This window comes from Nocardiopsis ansamitocini, assembly GCF_030268225.1.
GTDB classification, from domain to species: domain Bacteria; phylum Actinomycetota; class Actinomycetes; order Streptosporangiales; family Streptosporangiaceae; genus Nocardiopsis_D; species Nocardiopsis_D ansamitocini.
On sequence record NZ_BSQG01000002.1, the window covers coordinates 468,122 to 482,335 of the forward strand.

The window sequence follows — 14,214 nt, forward strand, 5'->3', positions numbered from 1 at the left end:
CCAGGTCCGACGGGGCGCTCTCCCCTGCCGCGAGCGCGTCCCGGGGCGGGTCAGCTGTTCGTCAGGCTCAGGAAGAGGACCAGGAGAAGGATCAGGATGCCGATGTGGATGAAGTTGCTCAGCCACGCCCAGCGCGTGTACTTCTCGAACTCGACCGGGTCCTGCTCCTTGCTCAACGCGATCGCGGCGAACACGATTCCGATGATGTTGGTGAATCCGAAGCAGGACAGCGTCACGATGATGGCGATGATCAGTGACAGGATCGCGTTTCCCCGGGCGGGGGGCGGGCCGGGGTGCGGGGGGTAGCCCGGGGGCCGGCCGTAGCCGGGCGGGGGCGGTGGCGGATAGCCGGGCTGCCAGGGCCCGCTGGGTTGGCCGTATCCGCCGTCCCAGCCGGGTGGGCGCGGTTGTCGCGGGTCGCCCCAGTAGTCGGGTGGGCCAGACCACTGGCTGCTCATGAGCTCCTGCCTTTTCTACGGTTCACGGACACGCGACCAGGACCACGGCACCGCGGGGGATGGGGGCGGGTCAGTAGTTCAGCCCGGGGTTGACTCCCTCGAACCACGAACCCGCCTGGGTGAGGATGACGAGAAAGGAGACGGCCATGACAACGAACATCACCGCCGCCGCGCCCAGGCAGTACCAGGAATAGCGGGTGAGGGTTTCGGCCTGAGTGTAAAGCCCTCGATCGCGTTTGTGTGCGGCGCGGACCGCGAAGACGATCCCGACGATCCCGAACAGCCAATTCGCACAGCACAGAAACGTCAGCGCGTGCACGATCAACGCCATGGTGGAGCTGCTCGCACCGGTGGCTCCGGCCTGCGGTTGGTCGCCGCGGGTGGTGGCCTCCCGGTCGTGGCCGCGGGGCCGGCCGGTCGGCTCGTCACGGGGGGCCGACGCTCCAGGGGGCAGCGACTGGTTGCTCATGGGGGAGAGGGACCTCTTTGTCTTCCGTGCTCCGAATGGCAGCCTCTATCTCACCAGAAGGCGGGCCCCCGTGACGAGGGCATCGATACCCACGACTCGGCTTTTCCGTCCGCCTCGGGGTACCCGGGATCTACCGGGCGGGCTCGGAGTCCAGCGGGGAGACCCCCGTTATCCGGTGCACGGCGAACCGCCGAACGGCGGCCTTGGTCGCGTCGTAGGCGGTCAGGTATCCACCGTCCACGCTCGCGGGCTCGACGATGCTGCTGCTGGCGATGCCTTCGGAGTCCAGATAACCGATCCACACCCGGCCGCCGGCCCGCGCCGCCGCGCTGAGCACGGCCAGGGTCGTGGCGGTGGGGGAGCGCGGCGGTTCGGAGCCGGGGGTGTCGACAGGGTGGCGCACCGCGGTCTCGGCCTCGTCGCCGGCCCGCAGCGCCCGTACCGCAGCCATCCGCAGTTCCGGGCCGGGAACGGGCGGTCCGGCCAGTTCCGAACCGGCGGCCCGTCCCACGGACCGACGCGCCTGGGGGTGGCTGATCTGCACCGATCCGTCGACTGCCTCGGGCACCGGGTGGTAGCCGAGTTCGCCCAACCGGTCCAGGAGGATCGGTCGGCTGGCCCTCGACGCGACGACCGTCGGGGCGAGCCCGAACAGACCCAGGTCGGTTGCCCGGCGGTCGCTGAGGAGTTCACTGAGAACAGCGGGATCGTCGCAGCGCAGGTAACTGGACGCGGTTCCCACACGCAGTCGGCCGTGCTGGCGTGCGACATCGGCCACGAGGTAGCGCAACGGCTGGGGCAGCGGCGTGCGCGAGTGCCGTTCCAGCAGCTCGACGAGTTCCTCCGCGCCGCGCCCGGCATCCAGGGCACGGCGCACCGACGCCGCGCTGAACCGGTAGACGGTCGCCCCGCCGGTGGACTCGACGTCGGCGGCCAGGGCGAGTTCGCGGGCCAGCGCAGGGACGAGCGGTCCGGGCGCGACCGCGGTCAGATCGCCCTGGAGCAGGAAGTGGTCCAGGGGGACGGGGAGTTCGGCTGCCAACCGGGCAGCCGTTACGGAATCCGCTGCTCCTGAGGGGGCGGAGGCGAAGGAGTCGGCGGTCGCCTCGGCCGCGACGGTGACGGCGAAGGGCGCGAGGACAAAGCGCCCGGTCAGTCCAAGCGTCTCGGCCTCGGTCAGTGTGTCGCGCACCAGTTCGTCGAAGGCCGCTCCCTGGCGCCGCGGCCGTAGCCAGGCCAACCGGGCGGACACCGTTTCGGGGTCGGGGGCGCACCCCGCGGGCGCACTGGACAGGGCGGCAAGGACGTCCAGGCGCACCTCGGGTGCGAAGCGGCGGTCCAACCCCTCGCCCAGCACGTTGCGGGACCGGCCGCGTGCGTCCTTGCCCCGACCCAGGCCGGCCGCTCGGGGGGACCGCAGCCAGGCGCCCACCAGCCACAGCCAGCGGCGTGCCGGATCGCATGCCCGCCAGACGTCGTACTCGACGGTGGGCAGCCACTCCCCGTCCACCTCGCTGCCGGGGGCGATCAGGCCCCCCGCACGGGCGGTCTCCATGAGTAGGGCAGCCCCGGCCTCGTCGGTGTCCATGAGGTGAGCGGCGCGCTTGAGATCGCGCACCCCCAACCCCCCGTTGCGCAGCACCCCGGGCGGGTCCGCGGTCCAGGCGTCCAAGAGCTCTTCCAGCGAGCGGAGCACGGTGAACACCTGCCCGGCCGCGGCACGGGTCGCCAGCGCTGCGTCGACGATGGGGCCGGACACGGGGGGTGGTTCGGCTTCGGTCGGGGAGAAGAGCCGTCCGTCGCGCAGGTGCAGGGCGACCTCGCGGGGCAGGGCGACGGTGTGGTCGTCGGTGCCGATGATCAGGCCGAGGGCCAGCAGTCGGTCGATGGGGGAGACCGCCGTCGCCAGGCTGGTCTCCCGCTGGGCGTTGGAGACGCTGCCGTGTGCGGGGCCCCAGGCCATACGGTCCAGGACGGGACGGGCCGCGTCACCGGCCACGGCGAGCAACTCCTCGATGCGGCCGGGGCGGGTGAGGTCGGCGCCGATCCGCTCGGCGGGCGCTCCGTCGGCGTAGCCGGTGGGCAGGCCCAGATCGGCGGCCAGCCGGTTGAGCCGGTCCAGGGGAAGAGCCCCGATCAGCGCCGTCACCGGTGGGCCCAGGGCCGCAGGTTCGACGAGGATGTCGCGCAGGATCGCGATCGGTCGCAGCAGGCCCGCGTCGTCCCAGACCAGGGCAGTCGTTCGCAGTTGGCCGAGGGGTGCGTCCAGTGCGTCGCACGGGACGCCCAAGGCGACGGCGAGCTCTTCGCGACGGGTGCCCTCGGGGGTACCGGAGAAACGTGGATCGCCCAGCGCCAGCAGCCCCTCCAGGACCTGGAGCCCGAACCGGTCCAGTTGATCCAGCGCGCGCAGCACGGTGGGCTTGGAGGTGGCGCGTGCCGCCAGGGCGGCGATTCCTGCCGGCACGGGGGCCATGAGGTCGGGGCGTGCCGCGAACAGTGCTGTCAGTTCCGGGTTGGAGAGACTTCGTAACCAGGAGGTATAGGTCAGAGCGCGCCCCGATTCCAGGCGCGCCGCGGGCCCTGCGTCGTCGGTCATCGCAACCAACGCTAATCCATACCGGGACCTTCGGGGGGCGCCCGTCCCCGGCCCCCGGGGCAGGCCCCGCACCCGTCGCGGGGCGCCCACGCCGGGGCCGAGGGCGGACGCAGGGGTCCGTCGACCTAGCCGGGGAAGGTGACGCGGGCCGAGCGCACGCCGATCAGCGGGGGAATCCACTGGGTCTCGTCGAAGCCGAAGCCGAGGACCTGGCCGGTGCAGTCGGGGCCGCCGTAGAGCAGGTACTCGCCGTTGTTGCTGGCCTTGGCCAGGGTCACGATGCGCGAGTCCAGTGCGTAGCAGCCGCTGCCTCCTTTGACCTCCTCGTAGCCGGGGAGGGAGTGGACCGCGAAGGAACCGGTGGCGGCGTTGGCGGGGGCTGCTGAGGCCAGGGTTCCGCCGATCGCGGCCGCGGCCACGAGGGCCACGGCGGTGCTGCGCAGGCGCATGGTGCTCCTTGAATCAGAGTCGGGTTGATCGGGTTGTGCGGGGGATCACTTCCATCCTTTCAGTACTTAAAGTAGTGGCGCCAGCACTTTGGGTTATGTGGTGGATTCCTTTTCGGCGGCCCGCAATTTCTCGCTATCTGTTGGGAGCTCCCATTCCCGGTTGTGCGGCACGATGGCCCAATGACCCCTCGTGCGGAACAGTTGGTCTTGGAGTACCTCGCCAGGGTCGGCGGTGTCGCGTCCGCTCACCTGCCCCCGACCCGGCGCACCGTCTACCTCTCCGGGCTGCGCGCGCGGATCACCAAGGACTGCGCCACGGCCGGGGCGACCGAGTCCGAGCAGGTGGCACGCGTCCTGCGTCGGCTCGGCGATCCGGCCGAACTCGTGCTGCGCGAGTGCGGGCCGCAGGGAGAGGACGTCCCCAAGGAAGAGGTGGAGGAGCCGAGCACCGTCGGTGGTCTCACCCGCCCGGCCGTCTACCGTCGCGACCCCCCGCCCTGGCGCGGTGGCCCCCGGCGCGGACGGCTGCGTCGGCACGTACCCGCGCGGGGGAGCGGCACGAGTGTCGCCGGCGGGAGGGCACCTGCCGCCAAGAGCACCGCTTACTGGATCCTCGCCGGCTCCCGGGCCAATCCGCTCGAAGCCGCGGCAGTGCTGCTCTACCTCGCGAGCGGCCTCTCCGAAGCGGTGGTCTTCCTCTGGCTGGTCGGTGTGGTGCAGGTGGGATTGAGCCGGGTGTGGAGCACCCGCGACAAGTGGGCGGGCGTCGCCATTCCGCTCCTGGGGACGGTGATGGGAATGGCGACCTGGCGGTCCGATGTCGTCTACATCTACATCGACGAGATCATCGGACTGTCCCTCATGGGGCCGGGCCTGGTCGGTATGCGGTTCGCCGCCTTCGTCGGCGGTTGCTACCTGCTGGTGCGCCTCTCCCGTATCGCCCGCGAGGACGCGTCCTGACGGCGGATCCGCGTGGGTCATCTCCTGGCAAACGCTCGGGAATATCGTCGTTGACCTGTGTTTTTTGTGCGTGCGCACCTGTTTCTCTCGGGTGATGATGGCATCAAGTCCCGCCGCCGCTCGTAGGCGGGGCGCGATGGCCGGCCGGGGCAAACCCGTCATCGGAGGGCCATCTACCGAGACGGTGTCCCGGACCGCTGGGTCCCGTCCCACAACTCCGCAACCAGCGGTGCGCGGGATGCTGTTGTTGAGGAGGCCCGGGAACACCGTCCCGGGCCTCCTCGTCGTGGGGAGCGCCTGCGTTCGCCGGTCAAACCTGGTTCCCCGGTCCTCTCGCTGGCCGTTTATGGCCCGGTGTTTTGCGCATTTTTGTAATGATTGGCGGATTTATTAAGTCGCCTGTCCGGAGTGTTCCGCACTAGCCTGAAACAGCCCCGATGCGATACCGGGGCAGGAAGCTCAGCGTCGTGTGAGTCCCTTCGAGGGAGAGCGCGAGCGGGCTTCTTTCGTGTTTCGACGGTTAGCGAGCGAGAGCGAAGAGGTCACACGTGCCCACCGGCAAGGTCAAGTGGTACGACGGGGACAAGGGTTTCGGCTTCCTCACCGATGACGACGGCGGTGATGTCTTCCTGCATTCCTCCGCACTCCCAGCCGGCACGACCACCCTGCCCCCGGGGCAGCGGGTCGAGTTCGGCATCGTCCAGGGCCGCAAGGGCGCGCAGGCGCTGCACGCCCGGCTCCTTGACGCACCGCCCTCGATCGCCAAGGGGATGCGCAAGAAACCCGAAGAGATGGTTCTGATCGTCGAGGATCTGATCACGCTTCTCGATCGGGCCTCCAACTCCTATCGTCGTGACCGACATCCCGATCGGCGCGAGGCGGCGAAGATCGCGCAGGCGCTGCGCGTCGTGGCCGATGACCTGGAGGCATAAGGCTTCCCGACATATGCCGCGGTCCTGTTCCGCGGGCATGGCGCGCCCTGTCGCGCTGTCGTGACAGGGCGTGCGATGCTGCCCCAAGACACGTAACGGTCCTCTATCGATCGTCAACATGGTCAACTTGGTGCCGGTAATCAGCGAAAATGGAACCGTGAGCCGTACCCGTCGTTCTCCCACACCAGATCAGGCATGTATCGAAGCGGAAGGGCAGGCACGCGCCGCCGCCGCCGAGATCGGGCGCCCGGAGTGGGTTGGTGAACGTATCGAAGCGCAGGTAGAGGGTGATCGCTTGGTCACCCACCTTTTCGCATGCCTCGATCCCGCCTACCCCGGTTGGCACTACGCCGTCACTGTGGTCCGCGCCTCGCGGGCCAAGCACGTCACGGTCAACGAGTCGGTTCTGCTTCCCGGCCCCGAGGCCCTGCTCCCGCCCGAGTGGCTTCCCTGGAAGGAGCGGCTGCGCCCGGGCGACCTCGGCGTGGGCGACCTCCTGCCCAGCCCCGAGGACGATGAGCGCCTCATGCCCGGCTACGCCCAGGTCTTTGCCGGCAACGAGGCCGACGAGGACGGGCACGACAAGCAGATGGTCTGGGAACTGGGGCTCGGACGCGCCCGGGTCCTCTCCGAGTCCGGCCGCGAGGCGGCCGCGGAGCGCTGGTACACCGGAGAGTCCGGTCCCGACAGTCCCATCGCCAATGCCGCACCCGGCAAGTGTTCGACCTGCGGGTTCATGACCCCGCTGGCCGGTGAGTTCCGTCAGATGTTCGGGGTGTGCGCCAACGAGTTCGCACCCGACGACGGCAAGGTGGTCTCGCTGGACCACGGCTGCGGAGCCCACTCCGAGGCCGAGGTCCCCGTGACCCAGACCGAACCGCTCACCCCGGTCGTCGACGAGATGGGCTACGACGCCCTCGTCTTCGACGAGGAGACCGAGCCGGTCGAGCACGACACCACCGACCGCGAACTCGTCGCCTTGGGTTCCCCCACGGAACCCAAGCCCTGACCGACAGGCGACAGCGCACGGGACCGCACCGGCGGCCGAAGCCGGGTGTCCACCGCTTCTCGACGCCCGTGCCCGATTCCGGGACACCCGGACCCGGGTACCCCTGGACCGGGCGCAGGCAGGGGCTGACCCTGACCGCGTTCCTGCGGTCACCGGTCGAAGCCGACCAGCAGCGTGCGGCCGCCCGCGGCATCCCGCTGGCGTTGTCGAAGGACGGCACCCCTGCTTTTCGGTCGGGCGTCGCCGCCGGACTCCGCACACGTCGGTGGTCCCACCGGCCCGGCCCGGTTGCCTGGGGTGAAAGATTCCTCGGGCCTGCCGGGGCGGTGGAAGAACTGCGCTCCCCGCTCTCCTCGCCCCGGACCGAGCACTGCCCCTTTGCGGACCGGCCCTTTCCACCGAGTCCCCGCCGGGCCGGGGACCGCCCCGGCCCCGATAGAAAACACCCTTTTCCCGGTCCGGGTGCGGCCTGCCCCCGGATCGTAGGGTGGCGCCCGTGACCCTCGATCCCGACGTGGCCCGTGCCCGGTTCGCCGCGGCGCGGGTCGCCCGCCTGGCGACCGTGTCCGCCGACGGCCGGCCTCATCTCGTGCCCGTCACCTTTGCTGCCTACGGCCACACGGTCGCCGTCGCAGTCGATCACAAGCCGAAGTCCGGGACCGGTCTCAAACGGCTCGCCAACATCCGGGCCAACCCCGAGGTGTGCCTGATCGTCGACGAGTACAGCGACGACTGGCACCGCCTCTGGTGGGCCCGCGCCGACGGTGTCGCACGTGTCGAGCACGAGGGAGCGGACCGGGCCGACGCCCTCGCCCGGCTCGCCCGGCGCTATCCCCAGTACCGGGAGAATCCGCCGAACGGCGCGGTGATCCTGATCGGGGTCGTCCGATGGCGGGGGTGGTCCTTCGGCTAGGTGCGCCATCGGCACGAGGGCAGCGGAAAAGGGCATAAGGATGTGGAACGTCGTGAACCGGTTCAAGTAGCGTTCTGGGCATGCCGCCTACGGAGACCCGTGAACTCACCGATCCCGCTCGCCAGCACGCCGCGCGCAGCGGCCCGCGCCCCGTGCGGCTGCACCTCTGGCGGCCCGCTGGGACCAGGGACCCGCGCCCCACCGTGCTGGTGTCCCACGGCACCGGTGGTTCGGCCGGGCAGATGGACTGGTTGGCCGAACCGCTGGCCCGGGCCGGGTTCCTGGTCGCCGCGGTCGACCACCACGGCAACAACCACGTGGACGGCTACCTCGCCACGCAGTTCGCCGCCCTCTGGGAGCGGGCCCGCGACCTCTCCTTCGTGCTGGACCATCTGGCCAGGGGAAACGAACTCGGTCCGGTCGGTGCGGCCGGCTTCTCCGCCGGCGGCTACACCGCAGCCGCGCTGCTGGGCGCCCGGATCAGCGAGGAACGCTACCGCGCCATGCTGGACCTGAAGGTTCCCGTCCCGGAGGTCCCCGAGTACCCCGGTCTGATCGGGGAGATCCGCCGGCTCCCCGACGCCGTCCTGCACTCCTGGCCGATGACGGCTGCCGCCGACTACTCGGACTGGCGGGTGGAGTGCGCCTTCCTGATCTGCCCCGGCGCCGGGCCGTTGATCGACGAGAACAGCCTGGAACGAATCAACCGCCCCGTCGCCGTGCGCTGGGGCGACGCCGACGACGTCACCGTTCCAGAGGAGAACGCCCGGCACTATGCCCGGTTCATCCCCGGCACCGACGCCAGGTCGGTCGGGTTCGACGTCGCCCATTACGACTTCCTCGGTTCCGAGCCCCGTGGGGGGAAGATCCGCGTCGAGGTCGCTTCCGAGGCCGTCGCGTTCTTCACCAGGCACGTCGGCGCCCCGTTCCCCTGACGGTCACACCTCAGTGGCATGATCCCGATACGGAACCCGGGCGGGTTCTTTGACGTCGAACGACACGTCCACGAACGCGGTACCACGAGTAGGAGCGACACTATGCGCAGCAACCTGTTCCAGCAGGCCCAGGAGTCCCAGCAGCCGGGGATGAGCCTGCAGAACCCGCGCATGCTGCGCGTCGGCTTCAACGGCGAGTTCTACGCGCGACAGGGCGCGATGGTCGCCTACCAGGGCAACGTTGACTTCGCCTACCAGGGCGCGGGCAGTATCGGCCGAATGTTCAAGAAGGCGTTCACCGGTGAGGGCCTGCCGCTGATGAAGGTCAGCGGGCAGGGCGACGTCTTCCTGGCCCGCGACGCCTGGGAGATCCACATCATCGACCTGGAGGGCGACTCCGTCACGGTCAGCGGGGAGAACGTCCTCGCCTTCGAGCCCACCCTGGGCTGGGACATCCGCCGTGTCGAGGGGGTGGGCATGGTGGCCGGCGGCCTCTTCAACACCGTCTTCACCGGGCACGGGCGTCTCGCTATCGCCTGCCACGGCACCCCCGTTCTGTTGAACGTCGACCAGCCCACCTTCGTCGACACCGACTCGGCCGTGGCCTGGTCCACTTCGCTGCAGACCAGCGTGCGCAGGACCGCGAAGATGGGCGCGCTGATCGGCCGGGGCAGTGGTGAGGCGTTCCAGCTCGCCTTCCAGGGGCAGGGCTTCGTCCTGGTCCAGGCGTCCGAGGGCCCGCAGGTCGTCCAGCAGTCCTCTTCCTGACGCGGCCGTCGGGGCGCTGTTCAGTCCAGGTCGGCCTCGGCGAGCAGTTCCGACAGGGTCTGCGGGTCGCGCAGCAGTGCCGCGACGAGGTGGCGGCGCGGCCACTGGCCCGCGGACCAGCACAGCGCACGCGCCAGACCGTCCGGGGTCGAGGCGTGCAACTGGCCCCCTGTGTCGCGCCACTCCACCGACGACCCGCCCAGCAGCAGTTTTTCGTGGTGCAGGTAGGTCAACGGCCCGGTGTCCAACAGGGACTGCACTTCGCCGGGGACCGTGCGGACCTCCCCGGAGGAGGTCACCCGGCCCTCCACCGATTCCGAGGCGAGGTCGAGGTCGAGCAGATCGGCCAGGGCGGCAGCGCACCCGGCGGGCGCCAGGACCACCGGCCGCCCCACCAGCAGAGGGAGTAGATCGGGGGTGTCCAGTACCACGGTGTCGTCGGCGTCGGCCACCACGATCGAACCGTCGCGTACCGCGCGCACCGACGAAGGGGGCGAGACCCGATCGGTCGGAACCTCGGCCAGGGCAGCCCAGATCCGGCGCAACGACTCGCGGGTGACGTGCCGCCGAGGGTCGCCCAGGCGCTCCAGGAGGTCGTCAGCGCCGTCGGGGTCGGTGAGCAGTTCCGTCAGGTCCGTGTGCACCCCCAGCGCGCGCGCCAGCTCAGGATCGAGCGCGGCCGGGGCCTCGTCGTACAGTCCGGTCAGCGCCGCATCGGCGTCGGCGGAGCGCAGCTCCACCGGGGCCTGCCCGTCCAGGAGCGCACCTGTGCGCAGCCACCACGCCGTGTAGGACGGGACATCCACCGAGCGCCCGTCCGGCCCCAGGACCCTGGTGGGCTCGGTCACGATGGAGCGCGGCCCGGGGACCGACAGCAGCTCCAACGCCCGCTCCCAACGGTCCTCCCGCACGAACTCCAGGTCACGCACGCCGGTGAGCTCGGGGACCACCGGCGGCAGTGCGGGGTCGCCCAGTCGCGCCGACACGTCGGCGGCCCATTCCTCCAGGCTGTCCAGCGGCAGCTCGTCCTGGGCGTGGACCAGGGCCTCACCCAGTGTCACGTCCTCGGCGCGACACACCGCGAACAGTCGAAGCACGCCCACGGCCTCCAGGGTGCCGGGGTCGTAGTCCTCGGCCAGGTCCTCGGCCAGCACCCCGAAGGGCGCGTCGTCGGTGAAGACGTCCAGCAGAGGACTGTCGGGCAGCAGCAGCTCGCTCGCGGGGCCGTACTCGCCCTCGTCGTCGCGCAGCGCCAGCTCCGCCAGCCACGGCGCGTCCTCCAGGGTGGTCCCCGAGGCCGCGACCAGTTCCAGTACGGCGCGGGCGATCTCGTCGGGATCGTCGGCGTCCAGCGAGTTCTCCACCGCGGCGCGGGTGAGCGGATCGGTGAGTACGGCGCGTTCGTTGGCCTCGATCGCCCCGAGACGGACCAGCAGGGTGTCGGCCGCCTCCGGATGGACGATCCGCAACCCCAGCGGAGCCAGGGACTCCGGTGTCAGCGCCCCGGAGACGAAGGAGTCCCCGGTGGGCAGGAGCAGGCCGCGCGGCCCGCGCACGAGGCGCCCGTCCAGCAGGGGCACCGGTAGCGCACCGAGGTCGCCCAGGTCGCACCCCTGCTGTCCGGCCGCGCGCAGCGCAGCGTAGAGCCGCGCCCACCAGGCCGGTTCCCGGTCGAGGTCGCCGAGCAGGTCGGCGAGGTCGGCCAGCGCGATCGCGCGCAGTCGCAATGCGCGCAGCCCGGGGTGGCGCAGGTTCCAGTCGCCGGGAAGCGCGTTGGGGGCCAGGCCGGAGAGGACCCCCACGAGTTCGGGGCCGCCCTCGATGGCCACGGCGTCGCGCGGACGCACCGGCTCGCCCGAGGCCGTCACCAGGAACGGGGAATCGCGCAGCGCCGTGGCCGCGGCTGCCCGGAACCGGGCGTCGAACTCGCCGCCGCGCATCAGGTCCTGCGGGATCAGGTCCCAGGTGGCCCGGGCCTCCAGGAGGCACAGCAGGTCGGCGTAGGCTCCTGCCGCCGCGGTGATCAGGGCGTCGGCGGCCGGACCGGAGGCGACCCGGCGACGATCGGGGGACAGTGGGAACGCACCGATCAGCAGTGCGGGAACGTGCAGTTCCTCGTCGCTGGGGGTGGGGGCGTGCACGACCCGCGGGACATCGCCGGGCAGGCCGGCCATTCCGCCGTCCGGATCGACGACGACCGCCCAGGTCAGCGACCAGTCGACCCGGTCGCGTTCCTCGGTGGGCCGGTCGGCGAGCTGCTCGGGGGTGAGGCGCCCGGTGCGGGTGAGGGTCCGCCAGTGCCGGACGTGTTCGCCCGATCCGTCGGCGACCCGGGTCACCACCCGGCCGTCCTCGCCGCGTCGGGCGCTGAGCAGCCGGGTCACCCCGTCGGCGTCGATCTCGATCTCGGCCAGCCACGGCAGGGCCAACAGCAGGGTCTCCCCGGTCTCGGCGAGTTGTGCGGCGAGGACCGAGGCGGCGTCGGAGTCGCGAAGGCGCAGGACGACCGATGTGTCGTAGCCCTCGGGGACCTCGGCGTGGTCGGGGAACGGCAGCCGCAGCAGGGGGACCCGGCCGCCCCGCCGCCCGAGTTCGTCGGCGAGTTCGGTCCCGGCCCGGCCGGTCCCCACCAACTCGTCGCCGACCACCGTCTCGGCCCGTTCCCGGCTCCAGCGCACGGCACCGCCGCGGGAGGCGATCACGACGTCGTCGCTGACCGATGCCACGGCCGTGAACCCTACGCCGAACCGGCCCACCAGCCCTTCCCCGGTGTCGCGTTTGGCCGAGGCCCGCAAGGTGGCGAGGGACTGCACGCCCTCGGCGGTCAGCGCGGCCCCGGTGTTGGCGGCGCTGAACTCGCCGTCGTGCAGCCGCAACCGCAGCCGTCCGGGCGACCCGGCGCGCCGTGCGGCGTCGGCGGCGTTCTGGGCGAGCTCCACGATCACGCGGTCCCGGTACCCGCCGAGGGCGTAGTCCTCTTCGGTGTTGGCGTCCTCGCGGAACCGTGCCGCGGAGTTGGCCCAGCCGTCGAGGACGTGGCGGCGCAGCGTCTCCAAACCGTACGGATCAGCGGTGGTGCTGCTCATCGGGACCCTTCCAGAGATAGTGGCTGCACTACCGTACGCGACCTCCGACCGCTGCGGTCGTTAATGCGCGTGGTCGCCGGGCGGTGTCCCGAAAGCACCGCCGCGGCTGCCGTCCCACGAGGTCAGCGGGCGACCCGGAAAAAGCCCTCGGCGATCAGGGCGCGCAGCACGTCGGGGGTGCGTGCCCGCAGCTCGTCCTGGTCCTGGCCGGTCAGGTCGGCGATGGCATCGAGCAGCGGCCCCACCGGCATGGTGCCGTCGCACACGCTCGCCAGGGCGGCCTCGACCGTACCGACCTGGGCCACGCGGTGCAGGCCCTCGCTCTGGCGCAGCAGGATGCGCTCGGGGTCGGGCGCGCCAGGGGCGCCGATGCGCTCCTCCTTGACGTCCGGGGCCAGTGCCACGTGTGCGGAGAGCAGTGCGGCGTCGGTCAACCGGTGCGCGGTCATCGCCCCGTCCACCACCTCGGGCAGATAGGGGCCGACCGGTTGGGTGATGGAGTGGCGCAGTTCCTCCACCCGCACGGTGGCGTCCTGGGCGACGTCGTTGCGCAGGCAGATCCAGCCGAAACCGATGCCCTTGATGCCTTCGCGCTCGAAGTAGTCCAGCCACGCGTCGTAGCGCCGGGTGTACTCGGGGGTGCCGTGCTCGCAGGAGTCGCGCAGCCACAACTCGACGTACTCGGCGGGATCCTGCACATCGCGTTGGACCACCCACCCCGAGCACCCGGTCCCGGTCACCCATTCGCCGACCCGGTCGCGCCAGTCCTCCCCGCCCACGTGCAGCCAGTTCGCCAGCAGCTGGCCCCAGCCGCCGTCGGTCAGGTGTGCGGGGGCGCCGCGCACGATCTCGGCGCATACCGAGTCGCCCGCGAGGTCGGACTCCCGGTAGGTGTAGCGCGCGGAGTCCGGTGTGATCACGAACGGCGGGTTGGAGACGATCAGGTCGAACCGCTCCTCCTTGACCGGCTCGTACAGCGACCCCTCGCGTACGCGCACGTTGTCCAGCCCCGAGAGGGCGCAACTGATCTCGGTCATCCACAGGGCGCGCGGGTTGAGGTCGGTGGCGATGACCTCGCCGGCCCGCGCGGCCAGGTGCAGGGCCTGGACGCCGCAGCCGGTCCCCAGGTCCAGGGCGCGCTCGACGGGACCGTCCACGATCAGTTTCGACAGCGTTGCCGACGCCCCGCCCGCACCCACCACGTGGTCGGGGCGCGGGGACCCCTGTCCTGGGCGCACGGTGGGGTCGGAGACGACGTAGCCGGGAAGGCCCCCGTCCAACTCCCAGGGGCCCAGGTGGACGAGCGCGCGCACCCGGCCGTCGCGCACGGTGAGCAGGCCGGCTCCGGCGAGCTCGGTCACCGGGAGGATCGTGCGCGCGGCCTCCTCGGACACCGTCTCCTGCAACCACCACAGCCGCAGCAGCAGCCCGAGGCGTTCGTCACCACCGGTCGCGCGTAGTGCGGGCACCAACTGTTCACGGGCCAGCGCCTTCGCAGCGGTGTCGCCCAGCCGATCGCGTACGCCGGACACGGTGTAGTCGGCGTCGATCAGGGTCTGGCGCAGCCGTTCGGCGAGGTGGCGCGGAAAGGGGCGAAGCGAATCAGGCACGGACCCATTATCGAGTACATGTGCAA

General features: G+C 71.1%; 12 protein-coding genes. 6 read left to right on the top strand and 6 right to left on the bottom strand.

Annotated elements, in window-relative coordinates; all coding sequences use genetic code 11:
* Window positions 1–50 precede the first annotated feature (50 nt).
* The 4 genes from QSJ59_RS08770 to QSJ59_RS08785 all read right to left on the bottom strand — a co-directional run bounded on the left by QSJ59_RS08770 (window position 51) and on the right by QSJ59_RS08785 (window position 3,975).
* Window positions 51–458 carry a hypothetical protein gene (locus QSJ59_RS08770; protein ID WP_285758505.1) on the bottom strand — a complete coding sequence of 136 codons (408 nt, stop codon included), beginning with the start codon at window positions 456–458 and terminating at the stop codon, window positions 51–53.
* A 70-nt stretch (window positions 459–528) separates the two neighbouring features.
* On the bottom strand, window positions 529–927 hold the full coding sequence (locus tag QSJ59_RS08775) for a CD225/dispanin family protein (protein ID WP_285758506.1): 399 nt from the start codon (window positions 925–927) through the stop codon (window positions 529–531).
* 130 nt (window positions 928–1,057) lie between these two features.
* Window positions 1,058–3,526, bottom strand: coding sequence for a helicase-associated domain-containing protein (locus QSJ59_RS08780; RefSeq protein WP_285758507.1), 2,469 nt, complete (start codon window positions 3,524–3,526; stop codon window positions 1,058–1,060).
* 125 nt (window positions 3,527–3,651) lie between these two features.
* Window positions 3,652–3,975, bottom strand: coding sequence for a hypothetical protein (locus tag QSJ59_RS08785; RefSeq protein ID WP_285758508.1), 324 nt, complete (start codon window positions 3,973–3,975; stop codon window positions 3,652–3,654).
* Window positions 3,976–4,155: 180 nt separating this feature from the next.
* On the opposite strand from QSJ59_RS08785, the gene QSJ59_RS08790 reads away from it, so the two are divergent.
* The 6 genes from QSJ59_RS08790 to QSJ59_RS08815 all read left to right on the top strand — a co-directional run bounded on the left by QSJ59_RS08790 (window position 4,156) and on the right by QSJ59_RS08815 (window position 9,492).
* Complete coding sequence (locus tag QSJ59_RS08790) at window positions 4,156–4,935, top strand: hypothetical protein (protein ID WP_285758510.1); 780 nt, start codon at window positions 4,156–4,158, stop codon at window positions 4,933–4,935.
* Between the two features lie 548 nt (window positions 4,936–5,483).
* A complete protein-coding gene (locus QSJ59_RS08795; RefSeq protein ID WP_285758511.1) occupies window positions 5,484–5,867 on the top strand; it encodes a cold-shock protein in 384 nt (127 codons plus the stop codon).
* Between the two features lie 157 nt (window positions 5,868–6,024).
* Window positions 6,025–6,876, top strand: coding sequence for a DUF3027 domain-containing protein (locus QSJ59_RS08800; RefSeq protein WP_285758513.1), 852 nt, complete (start codon window positions 6,025–6,027; stop codon window positions 6,874–6,876).
* A 496-nt stretch (window positions 6,877–7,372) separates the two neighbouring features.
* Complete coding sequence (locus QSJ59_RS08805; RefSeq protein WP_285758515.1) at window positions 7,373–7,789, top strand: TIGR03668 family PPOX class F420-dependent oxidoreductase; 417 nt, start codon at window positions 7,373–7,375, stop codon at window positions 7,787–7,789.
* Between the two features lie 80 nt (window positions 7,790–7,869).
* A complete protein-coding gene (locus QSJ59_RS08810) occupies window positions 7,870–8,724 on the top strand; it encodes an alpha/beta hydrolase family protein (RefSeq protein ID WP_285758516.1) in 855 nt (284 codons plus the stop codon).
* A gap of 102 nt (window positions 8,725–8,826) precedes the next feature.
* A complete protein-coding gene (locus QSJ59_RS08815) occupies window positions 8,827–9,492 on the top strand; it encodes an AIM24 family protein (RefSeq protein ID WP_285758518.1) in 666 nt (221 codons plus the stop codon).
* 20 nt (window positions 9,493–9,512) lie between these two features.
* Here QSJ59_RS08815 and QSJ59_RS08820 read toward each other — a convergent pair whose 3' ends face one another.
* Both QSJ59_RS08820 and QSJ59_RS08825 read right to left on the bottom strand, forming a co-directional pair.
* Window positions 9,513–12,578 carry a sacsin N-terminal ATP-binding-like domain-containing protein gene (locus QSJ59_RS08820; protein WP_285758519.1) on the bottom strand — a complete coding sequence of 1,022 codons (3,066 nt, stop codon included), beginning with the start codon at window positions 12,576–12,578 and terminating at the stop codon, window positions 9,513–9,515.
* 122 nt (window positions 12,579–12,700) lie between these two features.
* Window positions 12,701–14,188: a DUF7059 domain-containing protein gene (locus QSJ59_RS08825; protein WP_285758521.1), complete on the bottom strand. Its 1,488-nt coding sequence runs from the start codon at window positions 14,186–14,188 to the stop codon at window positions 12,701–12,703.
* Window positions 14,189–14,214: the final 26 nt, after the last annotated feature.